The organism is Streptomyces sp. NPDC006602, from assembly GCF_042870385.1.
Taxonomy (GTDB): domain Bacteria; phylum Actinomycetota; class Actinomycetes; order Streptomycetales; family Streptomycetaceae; genus Streptomyces.
Genome location: NZ_JBIAHG010000024.1, coordinates 22,955 through 42,059, shown reverse-complemented (window position 1 = coordinate 42,059; position 19,105 = coordinate 22,955). Strand labels below are relative to the sequence as shown.

At 71.1% G+C, this 19,105-nt stretch carries 21 protein-coding genes and 1 pseudogene; 14 read left to right on the top strand and 8 right to left on the bottom strand.

The window, feature by feature from the left end; translation table 11 throughout:
- The first annotated feature begins 33 nt into the window (after positions 1-33).
- From ACFYO2_RS37375 to ACFYO2_RS37365, 3 genes are all read left to right on the top strand, one after another.
- Positions 34-1,005, top strand: coding sequence for an LLM class F420-dependent oxidoreductase (locus ACFYO2_RS37375; protein WP_388358488.1), 972 nt, complete (start codon positions 34-36; stop codon positions 1,003-1,005).
- Between the two features lie 94 nt (positions 1,006-1,099).
- The gene (locus tag ACFYO2_RS37370) at positions 1,100-2,131 is read left to right on the top strand and encodes a hypothetical protein (RefSeq protein ID WP_388358486.1); all 1,032 of its coding nucleotides are present in this window, start codon (positions 1,100-1,102) and stop codon (positions 2,129-2,131) included.
- A 62-nt stretch (positions 2,132-2,193) separates the two neighbouring features.
- Entirely contained in the window at positions 2,194-2,619 is a 426-nt protein-coding gene (locus tag ACFYO2_RS37365) for an SsgA family sporulation/cell division regulator (protein ID WP_388358484.1), read from the top strand.
- 24 nt (positions 2,620-2,643) lie between these two features.
- On the opposite strand, the gene ACFYO2_RS37360 is transcribed toward ACFYO2_RS37365, so the two are convergent.
- The gene (locus tag ACFYO2_RS37360; RefSeq protein ID WP_388358482.1) at positions 2,644-3,144 is read right to left on the bottom strand and encodes a DUF6328 family protein; all 501 of its coding nucleotides are present in this window, start codon (positions 3,142-3,144) and stop codon (positions 2,644-2,646) included.
- Between the two features lie 139 nt (positions 3,145-3,283).
- Between ACFYO2_RS37360 and ACFYO2_RS37355 the strand changes: the two genes are divergently transcribed.
- Complete coding sequence (locus ACFYO2_RS37355) at positions 3,284-3,712, top strand: hypothetical protein (protein WP_388358481.1); 429 nt, start codon at positions 3,284-3,286, stop codon at positions 3,710-3,712.
- A gap of 124 nt (positions 3,713-3,836) precedes the next feature.
- The gene (locus ACFYO2_RS37350; protein WP_388358479.1) at positions 3,837-4,178 is read left to right on the top strand and encodes a hypothetical protein; all 342 of its coding nucleotides are present in this window, start codon (positions 3,837-3,839) and stop codon (positions 4,176-4,178) included.
- A gap of 28 nt (positions 4,179-4,206) precedes the next feature.
- Here the strand turns inward: ACFYO2_RS37350 and ACFYO2_RS37345 are convergent, their stop codons facing one another.
- Positions 4,207-5,190, bottom strand: a complete 984-nt coding sequence (locus ACFYO2_RS37345; RefSeq protein ID WP_388358477.1) for an aldo/keto reductase — start codon at positions 5,188-5,190, stop codon at positions 4,207-4,209.
- A 150-nt stretch (positions 5,191-5,340) separates the two neighbouring features.
- On the opposite strand from ACFYO2_RS37345, the gene ACFYO2_RS37340 reads away from it, so the two are divergent.
- Both ACFYO2_RS37340 and ACFYO2_RS37335 read left to right on the top strand, forming a co-directional pair.
- Positions 5,341-7,050, top strand: a complete 1,710-nt coding sequence (locus ACFYO2_RS37340) for a cholesterol oxidase substrate-binding domain-containing protein (RefSeq protein ID WP_388358658.1) — start codon at positions 5,341-5,343, stop codon at positions 7,048-7,050.
- Between the two features lie 234 nt (positions 7,051-7,284).
- A complete protein-coding gene (locus ACFYO2_RS37335) occupies positions 7,285-7,737 on the top strand; it encodes an SRPBCC family protein (protein ID WP_388358475.1) in 453 nt (150 codons plus the stop codon).
- Positions 7,738-7,785: 48 nt separating this feature from the next.
- Here ACFYO2_RS37335 and ACFYO2_RS37330 read toward each other — a convergent pair whose 3' ends face one another.
- Together ACFYO2_RS37330 and ACFYO2_RS37325 are read right to left on the bottom strand one after the other, a co-directional pair.
- A complete protein-coding gene (locus ACFYO2_RS37330; RefSeq protein WP_388358473.1) occupies positions 7,786-8,490 on the bottom strand; it encodes a ribonuclease H in 705 nt (234 codons plus the stop codon).
- A 31-nt stretch (positions 8,491-8,521) separates the two neighbouring features.
- Positions 8,522-9,322, bottom strand: a complete 801-nt coding sequence (locus ACFYO2_RS37325) for a VOC family protein (RefSeq protein WP_388358471.1) — start codon at positions 9,320-9,322, stop codon at positions 8,522-8,524.
- A 197-nt stretch (positions 9,323-9,519) separates the two neighbouring features.
- Between ACFYO2_RS37325 and ACFYO2_RS37320 the strand changes: the two genes are divergently transcribed.
- Both ACFYO2_RS37320 and ACFYO2_RS37315 read left to right on the top strand, forming a co-directional pair.
- The gene (locus tag ACFYO2_RS37320; protein ID WP_388358655.1) at positions 9,520-10,527 is read left to right on the top strand and encodes a zinc-binding alcohol dehydrogenase family protein; all 1,008 of its coding nucleotides are present in this window, start codon (positions 9,520-9,522) and stop codon (positions 10,525-10,527) included.
- Positions 10,528-10,823: 296 nt separating this feature from the next.
- A complete protein-coding gene (locus ACFYO2_RS37315; protein ID WP_388358469.1) occupies positions 10,824-11,732 on the top strand; it encodes an SGNH/GDSL hydrolase family protein in 909 nt (302 codons plus the stop codon).
- 3 nt (positions 11,733-11,735) lie between these two features.
- On the opposite strand, the gene ACFYO2_RS37310 is transcribed toward ACFYO2_RS37315, so the two are convergent.
- The gene (locus ACFYO2_RS37310; RefSeq protein ID WP_388358467.1) at positions 11,736-12,218 is read right to left on the bottom strand and encodes a VOC family protein; all 483 of its coding nucleotides are present in this window, start codon (positions 12,216-12,218) and stop codon (positions 11,736-11,738) included.
- Between the two features lie 123 nt (positions 12,219-12,341).
- Between ACFYO2_RS37310 and ACFYO2_RS37305 the strand changes: the two genes are divergently transcribed.
- The 3 genes from ACFYO2_RS37305 (at position 12,342) to ACFYO2_RS37295 (ending at position 14,915) form a co-directional block, all read left to right on the top strand.
- Positions 12,342-13,553 carry an epoxide hydrolase family protein gene (locus ACFYO2_RS37305; protein WP_388358464.1) on the top strand — a complete coding sequence of 404 codons (1,212 nt, stop codon included), beginning with the start codon at positions 12,342-12,344 and terminating at the stop codon, positions 13,551-13,553.
- A gap of 104 nt (positions 13,554-13,657) precedes the next feature.
- Positions 13,658-14,311, top strand: coding sequence for an ATP-dependent Clp protease proteolytic subunit (locus ACFYO2_RS37300; protein ID WP_388358653.1), 654 nt, complete (start codon positions 13,658-13,660; stop codon positions 14,309-14,311).
- A gap of 1 nt (position 14,312) precedes the next feature.
- A complete protein-coding gene (locus ACFYO2_RS37295) occupies positions 14,313-14,915 on the top strand; it encodes a ClpP family protease (protein ID WP_388358461.1) in 603 nt (200 codons plus the stop codon).
- 19 nt (positions 14,916-14,934) lie between these two features.
- Here ACFYO2_RS37295 and ACFYO2_RS37290 read toward each other — a convergent pair whose 3' ends face one another.
- Positions 14,935-15,354 (bottom strand): helix-turn-helix domain-containing protein, encoded by a 420-nt coding sequence (locus ACFYO2_RS37290; RefSeq protein WP_388358458.1) that lies wholly within the window; start codon positions 15,352-15,354, stop codon positions 14,935-14,937.
- 68 nt (positions 15,355-15,422) lie between these two features.
- On the opposite strand from ACFYO2_RS37290, the pseudogene ACFYO2_RS37285 reads away from it, so the two are divergent.
- Positions 15,423-15,889 (top strand): annotated as a pseudogene (locus ACFYO2_RS37285) (class I SAM-dependent methyltransferase); the annotation flags it as partial.
- 333 nt (positions 15,890-16,222) lie between these two features.
- Entirely contained in the window at positions 16,223-17,113 is an 891-nt protein-coding gene (locus ACFYO2_RS37280; RefSeq protein ID WP_388358455.1) for an RNA polymerase sigma factor SigF, read from the top strand.
- 114 nt (positions 17,114-17,227) lie between these two features.
- On the opposite strand, the gene ACFYO2_RS37275 is transcribed toward ACFYO2_RS37280, so the two are convergent.
- Positions 17,228-17,683, bottom strand: a complete 456-nt coding sequence (locus ACFYO2_RS37275; RefSeq protein WP_388358453.1) for an ATP-binding protein — start codon at positions 17,681-17,683, stop codon at positions 17,228-17,230.
- A gap of 126 nt (positions 17,684-17,809) precedes the next feature.
- Positions 17,810-19,012, bottom strand: coding sequence for a DUF6777 domain-containing protein (locus tag ACFYO2_RS37270; RefSeq protein WP_388358450.1), 1,203 nt, complete (start codon positions 19,010-19,012; stop codon positions 17,810-17,812).
- Between the last annotated feature and the right edge of the window lie 93 nt (positions 19,013-19,105).

Genomic DNA, 19,105 nt, shown 5'->3' with positions numbered 1-19,105 from the left:
TTTTCCCTGCCACTGACCGGGGACCCGGCCCTTATGGTGCAAATCGGATACACGATGATGACCGAACAGACCGGCCCTCGTGAACTCGTCGACCATGTGGTGCGGGCCGAGGAGGTGGGCTACGACTTCTCGGTGACCTCGGACCACTACTTTCCGTGGCTGCGCTCCCAGGGTCACTCGCCGTACGCGTGGAGCGTGCTGGGCGCCGCCGCCCAGGCGACCTCGCGCATTCCGCTGATGACGTACGTCACGTGTCCCACCGTCCGCTACCACCCGGCGATCGTGGCGCAGAAGGCCGCGACGACGCAGCTGCTGTCTCAGGGCCGGTTCCGGCTGGGGCTCGGCTCGGGCGAGAACCTCAACGAACATGTGGTGGGCGGCGGTTGGCCGTCCGTCGACGTGCGGCACGAGATGCTCGAGGAAGCGGTGGAGATCATCCGCGCGCTCTTCAAGGGCGGCCATGTGAACCACCGCGGGACGCACTTCGACGTCGAGTCGGCCCGGCTGTGGGACCTGCCCGACCAGCCGCCGCCGATCGGCATCGCCGTCTCCGGCGAGCAGTCCTGCGACCTCGCGGGCCGACTGGCCGACCTGGTCATCGCCACGGAGCCCAAGGCGGGGCTCCTCGACGCCTTCGACCGGCACGGCGGCGCGGGCAAGCCGCGCGTGGGCCAGCTGCCGGTCTGTTACGACGCCGACCGGGACGCGGCCGTCAAGCGCGCCCACGCCCAGTTCCGCTGGTTCGGCAACGGCTGGAAGGTCAACTCCGAGCTGCCGCACCCCGATGCCTTCGAGTCGGCCACGCAGTTCGTCACGCCCGACGACGTCGCCGACTCCATCCCGTGCGGCGACGACCCGGAGGACTTCGTCGAGGCGGTACGGCCATACGCCCAGGCCGGTTTCACCGAGATCGCGCTGGTGCAGATCGGCGGGGACTCGCAGCCCGCGTATCTCGACTGGGCGGAGAAGACCCTGCTGCCGGCGCTGCACGACGCGTTCGACTGAGCGGGCCCGGGCCGCCCGGGCGGCACCCGGAGGTGCAATAGGCTTCCGAGCCGCGCAGTGTGCGCTCCGACCAGCCTGCCCAGGAGAATGACCCGTGACCCTTGCGATCGTCCCGTCCGAGACGTCCCCCGTGCCCCTGTCCGACCTCGTGGCGCGGGACGCCCGCGAGTTCGGCGTCTATGCGCGGACCGGAGGCTGGGCCTTCGGCCTGATGGTGGCCCGCAGCGTGCGGCCCGGCGGCCAGGGCGCGGACGAGACGCCGAAGGTGTCGGCGAAGGAGTTCGCCGAACTGGCCGGCTGCTCGCCCGAGCGCGTCATGCGCTACTACAAGGCCTGGGACCGGGCCGCCGACGACGGTCTCGTCCCGCAGTTCGAGGCGCTGGCACCGGGCCAGGAGGTCGAACTGCCGGACGCCGACGTGTGGCTCGGCTACTACGTCTCCCGCAACAGTGCCACCTCCGAGCGCGGCACCGCCATCGCGGAGGCCGCCGAGGCCGAGGGCATCCGCCCGACCAAGGCGCTGGAGGTCGCCGAGAACCCGACCGCGCTGCGCGCCGCGATCCTCGCCGACCCCTCCACCGCCCGCGCGGCCCGCAGCGCGCTCCTGGACCGGCTGCGGGAAGACCCCGAACTCCAGGCCGAGTTGGCGCGTGACATCGTGCGCACCGACGACCTGAAGAAGGCCGTCGCCACCGAGAGCCGGGCGGCCGACCGGATCGGATACGTGCGCCAGATCGCCGAGTCCGGCCAGGTCAGGACCCCCGCCGGGCAGACCGTCGAGGCGCCCGTCGACCTCCGCCAGGAAGCCGAGCGGCATCTGTCGCTCCTGGACGAGCTGGAGGAGAACGAGGACACCGGCGAGTGGGCGACCGAGGCGTACGACACCATGAAGTCGCTCGTCGTCGAGGCCGTGGAGGCCGATCCCGAACTCCGTGTTCAGGAACGGCGGACGAAGTTCTACAGCAGCCTGCAGAAGGCCACGAAGGTGTTCGAGGAACTCACCTTCGACGACGCCCAGGAGTTCTACGAGGACGACATGGTCCAGCGCCTGGAGGAACTCCAGGGCGCCATCACCACCTGCATCACGGCGCTGCGCGGAGCGCGCGGGAATCACCCGTTGGGCTGAGCATCTTGTGCGCGACGGGGGTACTAGAGGGCTCTACGACTGTTCCTTCCGGAGGCCCTCTCGTGAACTCCTTCGTGCACAAGACCCTCGTCGTGCAGCTGCAGGCCGGCGCCTCGGACCGGTGTCCGGTGCTCGCCCACCTGAGCTACGACGCGGCGGACCCGTTCGCCGTCACCGCGGTGTTCAGCCATGACGGCCGGGTGCTGGCGCGGTGGCGGCTGGACCGGGAGATGCTCATGGAGGGGCTGGACCGCCCGGTCGGGGTGGGCGACGTGCGCATGCGTCCCGTCTCGACCGGGGTGTGGGAGGAGCTGTGCCTGGAGTTCCTCGGAGACGCCCGCCCGGACGGAGGCCGCCAGCGCGCGGTGGTCTTCGCCTGGGCTCCGGCGCTCGCGACCTTCCTGAGGGAGACCCGGGAGGTCGTGGCGCCGGGGCGGGAAGAGGTGCGGGTCGACGACTTCCTGCAGGAGGTCATCGCCGGGAACTGACGCGGGCGCACGGGTCAGGAGTTGTCACTTCTGCGTGTGGCGGCGCCGCGTCAGCATCGGTACGACGAACCAGCACAGCAGGTACCAGAGGACCACTCCGGCCACCAGCCAGGGCACATACCCGTCGTCGGTCGCGACCCGGAGGATCAGCAGGAGGGCGGCCGTCATGGTGGCGAGCAGCAGCACCAGGCCGACGAAGGTCAGTCGGGAGGCCCACTCGACCGCCTGCGGTTTGACCCTGCGCCCCGACACCAGGCGATGCAGGGACACCGGGCCGATCAGGGCGCCGGTGGCGGCGGCGCCCAGGACGACCGTGACGATGTAGATGTTCTTGTCCGTGCTCGTGAGGTCGACGTACCTCGGCGTGAACACGACGGTGAGCAGGAAGCCGAACAGGATCTGCACACCCGTCTGGGCGACCCTGACCTCCTGGATGAGCTCCGCCCACTTCCGGTCGGCTCTCTCCTCCTCGGTCTCGTTGCGCCCTGTGCCGGTGGTGCCCGCTGCGCGTCCCCTGGCCGACAAGCTTCCTCCCTGCCCGAACCCCGCTTCGTTCCTGTGCACCGGGTTCCCTGTTTCGAGTGTTTCTGACCGGTCGCGACAGCTGAGGAAACGACCGTGACGGAACGTGTTTGCGAGGGAGTCGAACGGCAATCCGGACTCCATGACGGAATCGGACAAGGACACGAGCAAGAAGACAGCAACCGCCTCGACCGCCGCGGACAAGACGCGGCAGAGCGCGGACAAGGCGACGGCCCCGGCGGCGCGGACCGCGCGCGAGGTGGCCACGAAGACCGACGAGGCGGCGTCGGCCGCGAAGGCGGGCGCGCAGCGGGCGGCCGACGCGACGAGCGCGGCCGCGCACACCGCGGCCAGGAGCGTCGAGGTGGGCCGACAGGCGGTCGTCTCGGCCTCGGGCCAGGTCGCGGCCGGCGCGAAGACGGCATGGACGGTGCTCAGCCACCGAAAGCTGGTCGCCGCGGGCGTCGGGGCGGGCCTGACCGCGCTGGGCGCGGCCTCCTTCGCGGCGGGCCGCCGGGCGGAGCGCCACACGTACGGGCCGGTCACCCGGCTGACCGGCGGCCGCATCTAGGGGCGCGGCCGGGGCGGGCGGCTGTTTCGGCGATCACCGGGCGGTTACCCGGAGCGTGAGACGAACGGCGTGACGGCCACGGCCGTCACGCCCGCCCCTTACGCCGACCGTTCGAGGAGTCCCGTTGACCACGCCCGGCACCGAACTCACCGTCACGCTCTCCGGCGGCAGCGCCGCCGACGCGCAGAAGGTCGTACGGGCTCTGGAGCCCGCCTTCGGCGCTCCCGACGAGCTGCCCGCCGACGAGAACGCCACCGTCCACACGGCCACCTTCGCCGCCGGTGGGGGCGGGACCTCTCGGGGGACCGCCGGTCACCTGTCCGCGCCGGTCACGGTCACCGTGCAGGGTGCGCCGGAGGCGGTCGAGAAGGCGAGCGACACCCTGGCCCGCGCCTTCTCCGCGCACGACCAGGGAACCGCGTCGGGCGACCAGGAGCAGGACCGACAGCTGCTCCTCACGCCCTGACCGGGCCGGAGGCCATACCGGTGGACACCTACCAGCGGCCTTCCACCTGGTCCTTGATCCGCCGGTCGTACAGCTCGCGGATCGCGGTGAGCGTCGCCTCCGGCAGGTCCGGCAGCTTCGCGGCGGCCGCGTTGGCGCGGGCCTGCTCGGGCGAGCGGGCGCCGGGGATCACGGTGGTGACGCCGGGCTGCTGGATGATCCAGCGCAGGGCCAGCTGGGCCGGGGTGTGCCCCTCGGGGGCGAGCGCGGCGAACTCCGCGGCGGCCTCGACGCCGGTCGTGTAGTCCACGCCGGAGAAGGTCTCGCCCTGGTCGAAGGACTCGCCGTGCCGGTTGTAGGTGCGGTGGTCGTTCTCGGGGAAGACGGTGTCCTTGGTGTACTTGCCGGACAGCAGGCCCGAGGCCAGCGGGACGCGGGCGATGATGCCGACGCCGGCCTCCCGGGCAGCGGGCAGCACCTCGTCGAGGGGCTTCATGCGGAACGGGTTCAGGATGATCTGCACGCCGGCCACGCCCGGCCGGGCGATCGCGGTCAACGCCTCCTGGCAGGTCTCGACGCTGACGCCGTAGTGGGCGATGCGCTCCTCCTCGACCAGGGTGTCGAGGGCGTCGAAGACCTCGTCCGTGGAGTACACGGGCGTGGGCGGGCAGTGCAGCTGGACCAGGTCGAGGCGGTCGACGCCGAGGTTGCGCCGGGAACGGTCGTTCCACTCCCGGAAGTTGTCCAGGACGTAGTTCTCCGGGATCTGGTCGACGCGGCGGCCCATCTTCGTCGCGACCAGCACGTGCAGATCGGGCCGGCTGCGCAGGAAGGTGGCGATGGTCTGCTCGCTGCGGCCGTCGCCGTACACGTCGGCCGTGTCGAAGAAGGTGACTCCCGACTCGGCCGCCGTCTCCAGCACCGTGAGGGCTTCCTTGTCGTCGACGTCTCCCCAGTCGGCACCCAGCTGCCAGGTGCCGAGACCGACGACGGATGCGTGCTGTTGCGACCTGCCGAATGTGCGCTCGTCCATGGCGTCAGTCTGTCATCCGCCCTCGGCCGAGGCGGAACCGACTGCTCCGGCCGGTCACCTGTGCGTCTTCACCCACACGAGTGATTCGACGACAGGGAAGGCATGCACGTGTCAACAGGCCCCTAGCGTGATCCCGTGACTGATCGTGTAATGAGCAACCGCCCACCGGAAGACTCGTCGTGGACCCGCCGAGGCTTCCTCCGCTCCACCGCCGCCCTGGCCTCCGTACCCGTCCTGGTGGCCGCCGATCCGGCGGTCGCCGCCGAGGAGTTGCCGGACTTCCCGTCGGGCGTCGCCCTGTACCGCTCGGCGTACCGGAACTGGGTCGGCGAGATCACCGCCGACGGGCTGTGGGCCTGTGCCCCTCAGGACGGCGAGCAGGCGGTCGCCGTCGTCAACTGGGCCTGGCGGCACGGCTGGACGGTGCGGGCCCGGGGTTCCTCGCACGGCTGGTCGCCGCTGACCGTCACGGAGGGGACGGCGCCGGACGCGCCAGTCCTCCTCGTCGACACCGCCTCCCATCTCACCGGGCTGGCCCTGGAGTCAGCCTCGTCCGTCCGCTCCGGCACCGGCGTCACGCTGGAGGCGCTGCTCAGCTTCCTGGAGGAGCACGGCCTCGGCGTCACGGCCGCGCCCGCGCCCGGCGACCTCACGCTCGGCGGCGCCCTGGCCGTCGACGCGCACGGCACCGCCGTACCGGCCGAGGGCGAGCGGCGGCAGGCCGGGCACACGTACGGCTCGCTGAGCAACCTGGTGCTGTCGCTGACGGCGGTGGTGTGGGACGAGGCCGGCGGTGCCTACGAACTGCGGACCTTCCGCCGCGACGAGGCGGACTGTGCCGCGCTCCTCACCCACCTCGGGCGGGCCCTGGTCGTCGAGGTGGTACTGCGGGTGGGCGCGAACACCAGCCTGCGGTGTGTGAGCCGGGTGGACATCCCGGCGGGCGAGCTGTTCGCGGGCCCCGGCGAGCAGGGTCGGACGTTCGCGAGCTTCCTGGAGGAGTCCGGGCGGGTCGAGGCGATCTGGTTCGCCTTCACCGAGTTCCCGTGGCTGAAGGTGTGGAGCGTCTCCCCCACCCGGCCGCTCACCTCGCGGCACGTGACGTCGCCGTACAACTACCCGTTCTCCGACAACGTCCCGACCCCGGTGGCGGACCTGGCCGGGCGGATGGTGTCGGACGCGGCCTGGTATCTGGCCCCGGTACTCGGCAACGCGCAGTACGACGCGGCGGCACTCGGGCTCGTGACCACACTGTCCGCCGACATCTGGGGACCCTCCAAGAACACACTGCTGTACCTCAAGCCCACCACGCTGCGGGTGACGGCGAACGGGTACGCGGTGCTCACCTCCCGGGCCCAAGTGCAGCGCGTCGTCGCCGAGTTCACCTCCTTCTACCGGGAGCGGCTCGCGGCGTACGCGGCCCGGGGCCGCTTCCCGGTCAACGGCACCGTCGAGATCCGGGTGACCGGCCTCGACGAAGGGGCCGACGTCGAGGTGGACGGAGCCCGTGCCCCGCTGCTGTCGGCGCTGCGGCCGAGCGAGGGCCACCCCGAGTGGGACACGGCCGTGTGGCTGGACGTGCTGACGCTGCCCGGCACGCCGTACGCGGAGATGTTCCTGCGCGAGATCGAGCGGTTCCTGCTGGACACGTACGACGGCGGGCACGCCCTCACCCGGGTCGAGTGGTCCAAGGGGTGGGCGTACACGAACGATGCCGTGTGGAGCGACGAGGAGGTGCTGGGCACGGTGGTGCCCGCCTCGTTCGGCGAGAGCGTGTGGGGGCAGGCGGCCGGCACACTCGACCGGCTCGACCCGCACCGCGTCTTCGGGAACGCCTTCCTCGACCGGTTGTTCCGATGAGGTGCTCCGGCAAAGCTACTCGCCTGAGGCCGGCGCCCACGCGTGCACGGTCCGCGCCACCTTCGGTCCGAGCCGGCGTTTGAACCTGCGCAGCGCCTCCAGTCGTCGAACTCCAGGCGCGCCACCGCATCTCCCCGGCGTGGTCGGCCTCGACGGCAGCCATCGCACGATTTGCTCCGAAGATCACGGGTACCCGCGCGGGGCAACCCGACGAGACGAAGGAGGCGATGACCCGTGTCGCAGGTCGAGGAATCCATCGAGGTCGGCGTCCCCGTGCACACGGCCTACAACCAGTGGACGCAGTTCGAGACCTTCCCCGAGTTCATGAGCGGGGTGGAGCGCATCGAACAACGCACGGACACGCTCACGCACTGGGTGACCAATGTGAACGGGGTCCACCGGGAGTTCGACGCGGAGATCACGGAACAGATCCCGGACGAGCGGGTCGCCTGGACCACGGTCGCGGGCGAGACCGAGCAGGCCGGTGCGGTGACCTTCCACCGGCTCGACGACCAGCACACCAAGGTCATGCTCCAGATGGACTTCCATCCGGACAGCGTCACCGAGAAGGTCGGTGACAAGCTCGGGTTCGTGAAGCGGCAGACCAAGGGTGACCTGGAACGCTTCAAGAAGTTCATCGAGGAGCGCGGTCAGGAGACCGGGGAATGGCGCGGCGTGGTCGTGTGACCTCAAGTCCGCGCGCTATCCGGCAGCCGCCGTGCGGCACTCCGGGCGCTATCCGGCAGCCGCCGTGCGGCACTCCGGATGGCCCCAGCCCTGATCGTTCTTGGCGATGGGTTCCCCGGCCGCGTACGGGCGTCCGCAGACGCAGCGGCCGGGGAACTTCGCCTTGATGGTCCGTGCGGAGCCGCCGCTCTTGCCGGACGCCTTGGCCCCACCGGGCCGCTTGCGCGGGCCGCGGGCCGCGGGCGTGTCCGGTGCGGGCGGCGGCTCCGGCGAACCGAGACCGCTGCCCGCGGGCTCCTGCACGGTCGCCGCCTGGCTGGCGGCGCGGTCGGCGAAGTCGTTGAGCCGGTCGCCGTCGACCTGGTGGGCGGGCACGTAGCGGAACTCGACCGAACGGCCGTCGAGCAGTTCGTCGATGCGTACGACGAGATCCTGGTTGGCGACCGGCTTGCCGCCGGACGTCTTCCAGCCGTTGCGCTTCCAGCCGGGCAGCCAGGTGGTGACCGCCTTCATGGCGTACTGCGAGTCCATCCGGACCTCGAGCGGTACGTCCGGGTCGGTCGACGCCAACAGGCGTTCCAGCGCGGTCAGTTCGGCGACGTTGTTGGTGGCCTTGCCGAGCGGTCCCGCCTCCCAGCGGGAGGGGGTCTCCGACTCGTCCGCGACCACCCAGGCCCAGCCCGCCGGTCCCGGGTTTCCCTTCGAAGCCCCGTCGCACGCGGCCACCACACGTTCACCCATGCGCCCGATCATGCCATGGCCGCGCGGCGCGTTCGGAGGCCGTTCAGGTTACGTCCGCGACCTGCGGCATCTCTCCCGAGGTCGTCGTGACGTCGATCACCGAGAAGCTCGCGCCCTGCGGGTCGCTGAGCGCGGCGAACCGGCCGAACGGGGTGTCCATCGGGCCGAAGCGGAGGACTCCGCCGAGCTTGGTGGCGCGGGCGACGGCGTCGTCGCAGTTGTCGACGGTGAAGTAGACGTTGATGTACGGCGGCACCTCGGGCGGGAAGTCGTCCCCCATCTTCATGCGGCCGAGGACCGTGTTGCCGTCGATGTCGAACAGGCGGAAGTCGACCGCGTCGTCCTGCATCTGCTTCGCGGTGTACGGGAAGACGGCCGGGAAGAACGCGTCCGACTTCTCCGGCTCACGGGTGAAGACCTCGGCCCAGCAGAACGCGCCGGGCTGCTCGGGCGGCGCCTCGAACCCCTCGTGGGTGCCGGCCTGCCACACGCCGAAGACGACGCCACTGGGATCGCGACCCAGGCACATGGTGCCGAAGTCGCCGACCTGCATCGGCTCCATCACCACCTCGCCGCCGTTGTCTCGGATCTTGCCGGCGGTGGCGGCGGCGTCCTCAGACGCGAAGTACAGGCACCACTGCGACTGCCCCTCCTGGCCGGGCATCGGCGGTACGACGGCGGCGACGGCCTTGCCGTCCGCGTAGGCCTGCGTGTAGTTGCCGTACTCCGACGACGCCTCGCCGAAGGTCCAGCCCAGGACGTCGCCGTAGAAGTTCTTGGCTCCCTCGACGTCGGTGAACATCGCATCGGCCCAACAGGGGGTTCCTTCAGGTTGTACGGCCATGACTGCGGCCCTCTCCGATGGGTGGGTGGTCCGTTTCCGGCTGTCCGTTTCCTCACGCTAGCCATCGGTTCACCGGACCGCGCGTCGAACGGTCCGGTCCGTTTCAGACTGGACACAAGAGGGCGGCTTTCGACAGAACCCGACCAGAACTTCGGCGGGACGGCGACGGGACGGGGAACGGTATGACGGACGGAATGATGCGGGCGTGGTCCGTGGTGAGACCGGGACCGGTCGAGGAGGGGCCGCTCCGGCTCGTCGGGAAACCGGTGCCGGCGCCCGGGGTCGACGAGCTGCTTCTGCACGTGCGCGCGTGCGGGGTGTGCCGTACCGATCTGCACGTCGCCGAGGGCGATCTGCCGGTGCACCGGCCGGGGGTGACACCCGGGCACGAGATCGTGGGGACGGTGGCGGAACTCGGGGCCGCGGTGCGCGGCTTCACGCCCGGGGACCGGGTGGGCGTGGCGTGGCTGCGCCGCACCGACGGCACCTGCGCCCACTGCCTGCGCGGGGCCGAGAACCTCTGCCCGGCCTCGCACTACACGGGCTGGGACGCCGACGGCGGTTACGCGCAGTACGTGACCGTCCCCGCCGCCTTCGCATACCGGCTGCCCGACGGCCTCGACGACGTGTCCGCGGCGCCCCTGCTGTGCGCCGGGATCATCGGGTACCGCGCGTTGCGGCGGTCGGCGCCGCCTCCGGGCGGACGGCTCGGGCTGTACGGCTTCGGCGGCAGCGCCCACCTGTGTGCGCAGGTCGCGCTGGCCGAGGGCGCCACCGTCCACGTCATGACGCGGGGCGCCGACGCGCGGCGGCTGGCGCTGTCCCTGGGCGCCGCCTCCGCGCAGGACGCGTACGCCCCGCCGCCCGAGCCGCTGGACAGCGCGATCCTGTTCGCGCCGGTCGGCGACCTGGTCCCGGTCGCATTGCGGGCCCTGGACCGGGGCGGTGTCCTCGCGGTCGCCGGCATCCATCTGAGCGACATCCCGTCGCTGCGCTACGAGAGCGAGCTGTTCTACGAAAAGGAGCTGCGCAGTGTCACGTCCAACACGCGCGAGGACGGCCGCGAGTTCCTGGCCCTCGCCGCGCGGTACGGCGTGCGCGCCACCACCCACACTTATCCGCTGTCACGGGCCGGCGAGGCACTGCGGGACCTCAAGGCCGGCCGTTTCGACGGGGCGGCGGTGCTGGTGAACGACCTGGGCTGAACCCGACTGTGCTCCTCCGCGGCCGTGCGGTGGTCCCGATCGGTCGGTGGGGAGCGCGGGGCCTGGTCGGCCGTGCGCCGCTCGGGCGGCCTGCACTCCGGGGGCCCAGGGGCGTCCGACCGGCGCGTGATCACACGTGCTTTCGTCTTCCAACTCGATGAGGTGTTTGCACCTCCCGGTCACCGAAGCCGCCCCGTTCGCGCCACCGTCGGGCCTCGGCCGGTCCTGGGTCTTCCGCCCTGTGCCCGGGTGTGCTTGCCTGGGGAGCCGTTTCGCTGGCCGGGGCGGGAGTGGTTATGCGCGGTGTGTGGGTCGTGGGGGTGCTGCTGTCCGGGCTGCTGCTCGGCGCGTGCACGGATCCGTCGTCCGGTCCGGGGGATGCGCCGCCCTCCCCCGCCATGCCGGCCTCGTCCGCCGCCACCGAGCACCGGCGGCCGGCCGCCTCGCCGCATGCCCAGGTGAAGGCGCCCACCGTGCTGTACCTGGGCGACTCCCTCGCGATGGAGAACCAGCGGGTGCTCGGCCAGGAGCTGCGCCGGGACCTGGGCGCGAAGTACACGAGCGCCCCCCATTCGGGGACCACACTGTGCGACTACCTGGAGGGCACCGGTGCGCGGTCGCTCGTACCGGACCGGGACAAGGCGGCCGTCCTGGTGCGGTCGCTGCATCCGGAATTCGTGGTCCTGCAGTTCTGGGGCAACGCCTGGGGCTACACCTGGTGCATGGACGGGATCACCCACAACGCCTCGCCCACCGAGTACTTCGAGCGGTACGCGGCCGACGCGAAACGGCTCACCGAGCAGATCGCCGCGGCCGGCGGCGGGAAGCGGCCGCGGATCGTGTGGGTGCTGCAGGGCCCGGACCCGATGACTCCCGACCGGGTCCGGCGCGTGAACAGCCTCTACGAGGAGCGGGCCGCCGCCTCGGGCGACCTTGTCGCCGACGCGGGCAGGACGGTCAGCCCCGCCGGTGCCCGTCAGTCCTGGGCCCAGTACCTGCCGTGCACCGCCTACGAGCACGACCACCCGGACTACTGCACCCAGCCCGACCGGGACCGCACCGCCCTCCACCTGGACAAGGACCCCCTGCACTTCTGCCTGGCCCCCACGACTCCCGAGCCGAAGCCCTGCCCGGTCCGCTCCCCCGGCATCCTGCGCATCGCCCGGGAGATCACGCGGGTGGTCGGCGAGAGCCTCGGCGGGTAGGGGTCACTCGCCCGCCGCCGCCTTTTCCAGGGCGGCGATGTCGATCTTGCCCATCTCCATCATGGCCTTGAACGCGCGGCCCGCCTTCTCCTGGTCCGGGTCGGTGGTCAGCTCGATGAGGCGGTCGGGGACGACCTGCCAGGACACGCCGTACCTGTCCTTCAGCCAGCCGCAGGGGCCGGGCTCGCCGCCGCCCTCGGTGAGCTTGGTCCAGTAGTGGTCGACCTCCTCCTGGTCCTGACAGAAGATCATGAAGGAGATCGCCTCGGTGAACTTGAACTCGGGTCCGCCGTTGAGCGCGAGGAACTTGTGGCCGTTGGCCGTGAACTCGACGGTCAGCACGCCGCCGGCCGGCTGGGGCGCTCCCTCTCCGTAGCGCGAGACCTTGCCGACGCTGGAGTTCTTGAAGACCGAGACGTAGTAGTGGGCGGCCTCCTCGGCCTGGCCGTCGAACCAGAGACACGTGGTGAATCCGTCGGTGGTCATGGGTACCTCCTGGGCTTGTGGAACACGGTCACCTGTGTCGACCGATCCTCGCCCCGGAACTCATCGGTCGCAGGGCGATCAATCCAGGTGGCCTCTACACCGTTCGGAACTAGCATCGCGGCCATGACGTCATCGCCCGCCCCCAGCGGCATCCAGCCCTTCCGCATCGACATCCCGCAGAGCGATCTCGACGACCTGCACGACCGGCTCGACCGCACCCGCTGGCCGGACGAGTTGCCGGGGGTGGGCTGGGCGTACGGCGTCCCGTCGGACTACCTGCGCGAGCTGGTGCGCCACTGGCGGCACGAGTACGACTGGCGGGCGGCCGAGACGCGGCTGAACGAGTGGCCGCAGTTCACGACCGAGATCGACGGCGCGCACGTGCACTTCGCGCACATCCGCTCCCCCGAGCCCGACGCCACGCCGCTGGTCATCACACACGGCTGGCCGGGGTCGATCGTCGAATTCCTCGACATCGTCGGGCCGTTGACGGACCCGGCCGCGCACGGCGGTGATCCCGCCGACGCCTTCCACGTCGTGCTGCCGAGCATTCCCGGCTTCGGGTTCTCCGGTCCCACCCGCGACACCGGCTGGGAATCGCGCCGGATCGCCGACGCGTGGGTCGAGCTGATGACCCGCCTCGGCTACGAGCGGTTCGGCGCCCAGGGCGGCGACTGGGGCGCGGGCATCTCCCGCGAACTGGGCCGGGTCCACCCCGACCGGGTCATCGGCATCCACCTCAACCTGCTGCCCGGCGCGCAGGCGGCCACCGAGCCGACCCCCGAGGAGCTGTCCGGGCTGAGCCCTGAGGAACGCGAGCGAACGCTGACCTCGTGGCGCCGGTGGGCCGAGTGGTTCCGGGACGGGACGGGCTACTTCCACGTGCAGTCCACCCGGCCGCAGACCCTGTCGTACGCGCTCACGGACACGCCCGTCGGCCAACTCGCCTGGATCGTCGAGAAGTTCAAGGAGTGGACCGACTCCGAGGAGCTGCCCGAGGAGGCCGTCGACCGGGACCTGATGCTGACCAACGTGATGCTGTACTGGCTGACGGGGACGGCGGGTTCGTCCGCCCGGGTCTATTACGAGCGTGCCCACGCCAGGGGCGAGCGGATCGCCGCTCCGCACGAGCCCTCGACCGCCCCGACCGCGGTGGCCTCCTTCCTGGGCGACCCACAGATCCCGCTGCGCCACAGGGCGGAGCGGACGGAGAACATCGTGCGTTGGACGGAGTTCGACCGGGGCGGCCACTTCGCGGCGATGGAGGAGCCGGACCTGCTGGTCGGCGACGTGCGGGCGTTCTTCCGGCAGCTGCGGGACAAGAGCCTGGGATGACCGCTCTGCCCACGGCGAATCTGCTACGGGCCTAGAAATCCCCGGCAGGGTCCGGCCCGAGCCCAGAGTGGAGATCACGACGACTCGACAGAGGAGTGCTGATGTTGTCTCCACTCACGGCCGGTCCAAGGCCGGCCCTGCTGCCCCGCGCCGAGGAGGGCGACACCCCTCCCACGCGCTTCGACGACCACCTGGCCGCCCAGTTGCTCGCGCAGCGCATCGTCCTCCTGGGCACCCAGGTCGACGAGGTCTCCGCGAACCGGGTCTGCGCGCAGCTGCTGATCCTGTCGGCGGAGGACCCGCGCACCGACATCAGCCTGTACATCAACAGCCCGGGTGGTTCCGTGCACGCGGGCCTGGCCATCTACGACACGATGCAGCTGATCCCCAACGACGTCGCGACTCTCGCGATGGGCTTCGCGGCGAGCATGGGACAATTCCTGCTCAGTGTGGGCGCGCCCGGCAAGCGCCACGCGCTCCCCAACGCGCGGATCATGATGCACCAGCCGTCCGCGGGCATCGGCGGCACCACCGCGGACATCGAGATCCAGGCGGAGAACCTGGAGCACACCAAGCGGACCATCGAGCGGATCACCGCCGATCACACCGGGCAGAGCCCGCAGACCATCTCCCGGGACGGCGACCGGGACCGCTGGTTCACGGCCGAGGAGGCCAGGGAGTACGGCATGGTCGACCGGGTCGTGGAGTCCCTCGCGGACGTCCGCCCGGCCGCCTCGAAGCGACGGATGGGACTGTGACATGGGGAGCTACACGATTCCGAACGTCGTCGAGCGGACCCCGCAGGGCGAGCGGTCCTACGACGTGTTCAGCCGGCTGCTGTCGGAGCGGATCATCTTCCTCGGCACCGAGATCGACGACGGCGTGGCGAACGTCGTCATCGCGCAGCTCCTTCACCTGGAGTCGGCCGCCCCGGAGAACGAGATCGCGATCTACCTCAACTCCCCCGGGGGATCGTTCACTTCGCTGATGGCGATCTACGACACGATGATGTACGTGAAGGCGCCGATCTCGACGTTCTGTGTCGGACAGGCGGCCTCCACGGCGGCCGTACTGCTGGCCGGAGGAGATCCGGGACGGCGGTTCGTGCTCGAGCACGCGCGCGTGCTGCTCGGGCAGCCGGCCAGCGGGGGGCGGCAGGGCACGGTGTCCGATCTCGCGCTCCAGGCCAAGGAGATGGTGCGGATCCGCTCCCAGGTGGAGGAGGTGCTGGCGCGGCACACGCACCACGACATCGCGACGCTGCGCGCGGACATGGACCGCGACAAGGTGTTCACCGCCGAGGAGGCGGTGGCGTACGGGCTCGCCGACGAAGTACTGAGCCCGCGCCTCGTCGCGGTCTGAGGGCCGGCTCGCGGGTTGGTCAGGCGGCCAGGCAGAGCCCGTTGTACGGCGCCGTGGAGCGGCCGTGGCTCCTGACGGGCCGGGACCGGCGGGTGAGCTCGCCCTGCGCCAGCGACAGCAGGTCGCCGAGGCCGAGGCCCAGGGCGTGGGCTGCGGCCGCGAGGACTTCCGAGGATGCCTCCTTGCGGCCGCGCTCCACCTCGGAGAGGTACGGCATGGAGATCCGGGCGGCGTCGGCGACGTCCTTGAGCGTGCGCTCCTGGGCGAGGCGCTCGCGCCGCAGGACGTCTCCGACCAGGTCGCGCCAGAGGGGTTCCCTGGCGGCGGGCTCGGCAGGGGCGGTGGCGGGGCGTTCGGACGTCGGGCCGGCGGTCCCGGGGCGCGCGGAGGGCGGGCGCAGGGGGATCACGCGGGCTTGGCTCGGCGCTTGGCTGCTCACCTCCTCAGGATAATTTCGCTGGAAGCCAGGGGAAGGGATCGGCATTCTGCCCTGGGTGGAATCCGGGGCTGTACGACCGGGTGCGTCCCCGCGATCCCCGTGCCCTGGTCCACGAGTTGGCGCGGGTCGCGGCCTCAGGGCCGGACAGCCGGGTCCTGGAGGTGGCCCCGGGGACCGGCCAACTCACCCTTTCGCTCGCGGAGTTCGGCTGCCGGATCACCGGCGTGGAGCTGGGTCCCGCCATGGCTGCCGTGGCCCGACGGCGGCTGCGGGAGTTTCCCCTGGCCGACGTGGAGGTGGCTGACTTCGAGCACTGGCCGCTGCCGCACCGGCCGTTCGACCTGGTGGTGTGCCCCACCGCGTTCCACTGGCTCGACCCGGCCGTGCGCGTGCGGAAGGCGGCGGACGCCCTGCGCCCCGGAGGCCGGCTCGCGGTCGTCACCACCGAGCACGTGGCGGCGGCGCCACGGACTTCTTCGCGCGCGCCCAACGCTGTTACGAACGCTGGGATCCGGCCACTGAGCCCGGGTTACGACTGCGGGACGAGTCCGGGATCGCCACCGACACCGGCGAGTTGGCGGGGGGGCAGGCGCTTCGAGAACGTCGTGGCGACCCGGTACCTGGTCGGCCACAGGGGCGGGCATCGGCGTCCTCGGCCCGCACCGCCACCGATTTTTCGCCGCATGGACACAGAACAAGCATGCGCCGTCACAGCCCGGGTACGCGCTACTCACAAGCACCTGCTCAGCGGTCGGCGTGCATACATCGCCGCGGTCCGGGTACTCGCAGCGGACGAGTGCTGAGCAGGACCGAAGACAACCGAGGCCGAAGAGGCAGACGTCGAGCCGTGACTTTCGTGGGAGAGGTAATGGACACCGCCGTGATCCGGTCGGAGGCACAGGTAGTCGAGGAGACCGCCAGGACCAGGACGACGGGTGACGGACCACTGCCGGGAGTCGAGAACCCGCGGACCGTGGCTCCGCGGGACGCGCGAGAGCTGTCCCGCCAGTTCTTCCAGCGCCTGACCGAACTCGAAGAAGGCACGCACGAATACCAGTACGCGCGCAACACGCTCATCGAGATGAACATGTCCCTCGTGCGCTTCGCGGCCGGCCGGTTCCGCGGCCGCGGGGACGACATGGAGGACATCGTCCAGACCGGGATGATCGGCCTGATCAAGGCCATCGACCGCTTCGAACTGGCGCGCGAGGTCGAGTTCACGTCGTTCGCGCTGCCCTACATCGTCGGTGAGATCAAGCGGTTCTTCCGTGACACCACATGGGCGGTACACGTGCCGCGCCGGCTCCAGGAGCTGCGCGTGGAGCTGGCCAAGGCCCGCGAGGAACTCGCCAGCCGCCTGGACCGCGAGCCGACCGTCGCCGAGCTCGCCACCCTGATGAACATCGCCGAGAACGAGGTCGTCGAGGCGCAGATCGCCTCCAACGGCTACAACTCCTCGTCTCTGGACGCCGCGCTCACGGGCGACGGCCCCGAGGGCGGCGAGGCGGTCCTCGCCGACTTCATCGGCGTGGAGGAGAACGGCCTGCGGCTCGTGGAGGACTTCCAGTCACTGGCCCCGCTCATGGCCGAACTGAGCGAACGTGACCGGCAGATCATCCATATGCGGTTCGTGGAGGAGGCCACCCAGGCGGAGATCGGTGAACGCCTCGGCTGCTCCCAGATGCATGTGTCGCGGCTGATCAAGCGGATCATCATGCGGCTGCGCGAGGGCATGCTGGGCGAGCTCGGCTACGCCTGACCCGAACACACCGAGAGCGAGTGCCGCCCCAGGTGCTGGAAGGAATGGGGCGGCACCCGCGACCGGGACGGCTCGACGGATCAGTCTCCGCCCGGACGAATCAGTCCGGACGAATCAGTCTCTGCCCAGGCCCACGACGGCGCGCACCCGCTTGCCGACCGGCACGCGTTCGACGGCCAGGTCGGTCGCCAGTACGTGGACTATTTCCAGCCCGTGCCGACCGATGCGCTGCGGATCCTTGGGGAACCGCCGGGGCAGGGCGGCGCTGCTGTCGTAGACGATCACCGCCACCGCGGCGTCCGTGCCCTCCAGCTCCAGGATGTACGGCCCGTTGCTGTGCCGGTCGGCGTTGGTGACCAGTTCGCTCACCACCAGGAGCACCGCGTCCTCGGCCCGGTCCTCGACCTCGGCACACCACTCGGTCCTGAGCTGATGAAGGAAGTCCGCGGCGAAGGACCTCGCCTCGGCTATGGACCCCGGTTCGCCCGTGTAGTGCGCCGCCCGCCGGAGCGGTTCCACGGGCACGTCGAAACCAGTCGGTATCGCTGTCCCGTCCAGATGCTCGATCATGCGTTTCTCTCTCGGAAGCCGGACTGGCCGGACGCTGCTGCACCAGTGCTCGTACCCCGAGCCGCGCGCCGCAGTCCCCGACTCCCCGTGCCGGCGTTTACGCCGTGGTCGAACAGCCCGGTCGGGTCACGTCGCCGGGGACGTCGAGGGCGGGCCGAGAGGCGCGGACTGTGTCGTCGCCTCGGACGTCAGAGGGGGCCGTGGAGGCGAGGACTCGGGCGACGGCGGCTCGGTCGTGTCCGGGGCGAGGCTGGGCGGCTCGGAGCTCGACGGGGGCGAGGACGGGGCGGTCGACGTGGACGGGCACGGGCTCGCAGAACCGGGTGGCGTCCGCGTCGGGTCGGAGAGGGAGACGCACGGTGACGGGGAGCCGGGCGGCGGGGACTCCGACGGGGACACACTCACCGACGGCGTGGGCTGATGCGCGGGCGGGTCGGTCTTCTTGTCCTTCTTCCCGGTGTCGCCGCGGTGCCGGGCGAACCAGTCGCCGCGGTCGGGGTCGTAGATCACGAAGATGTTGACGACCTGAACCGAGGGGACGACCACGGTCACGTTCGAGGGCTGGTACGACGGCCAGGAGTCGCCGGTGCGCCGGGGCGTGGTCCGCTGCGCGACGGGCGGGGTGAGCGGGTTGCCGCAGGCGCAGCGGACGCGGGGCACTCCGTGGTCGTCGACGAGGACCGCGGTGCCGGACTGCAGGACGGCCTGGTAGCTGGTGGCGGCGTCGTCGCGGTAGCCGTGGTTGGTGACGCGGGTGTCCATGCGCAGTTGCACGGGCGTGAGGGAGCGCAGGTAGGCCGGGACCTCGGTGGGACCGACACCGGCGACGTCGGCGAACGCCCTGTTCTTCGCCGGGGCCGCCTGGAGGGCGGTGATCTGCTTCTCCACGTCGCAGCTGGCGACCTTGCGGGTACCGCCGTAGAGGCCGGGCGCCCCTCCGTCGACGCCGCGCAGCGCGTTGGCGGGGGCAGACTCGGTGGTCGGGGAGGGCGAGAGCGGTGGGGCGGAGTTGTCCGTCGCCGTGGACTCGGTGTAGGGGTCGGGGCCGGACTTGCCCGCGGCCTGGAGGAAGACCTCGCCGCTCTTGCCCGAGCCGCCGCCGTCGGACCGGGTGAAGACGACAGTGAGGACCACCGCGGCCACCAGCAGGGTGGCGAGGATCGCGACGCGCGGGGCGGACCGCCACCAGGGGCGGCCCGGCTCCGGTGCATGCGCTCCGCCGCTTCCCGGGGGCTGCGAGGGCGGGCCCGAGGGCGGCTGGGACGGACCCGACAGCGGCCCGGAAGGGGGCCCTGTGGGGCGGCCGGCGGACGGCGGTTCGACACTCACGAGTTCTTCTTCCCGACGAGGGATTCCAGCGACTCGGCCAGGCTTTTGTCGCTTATCTCCGCAACATCCCCATTGTGTGCTCCGCTCCCGTGC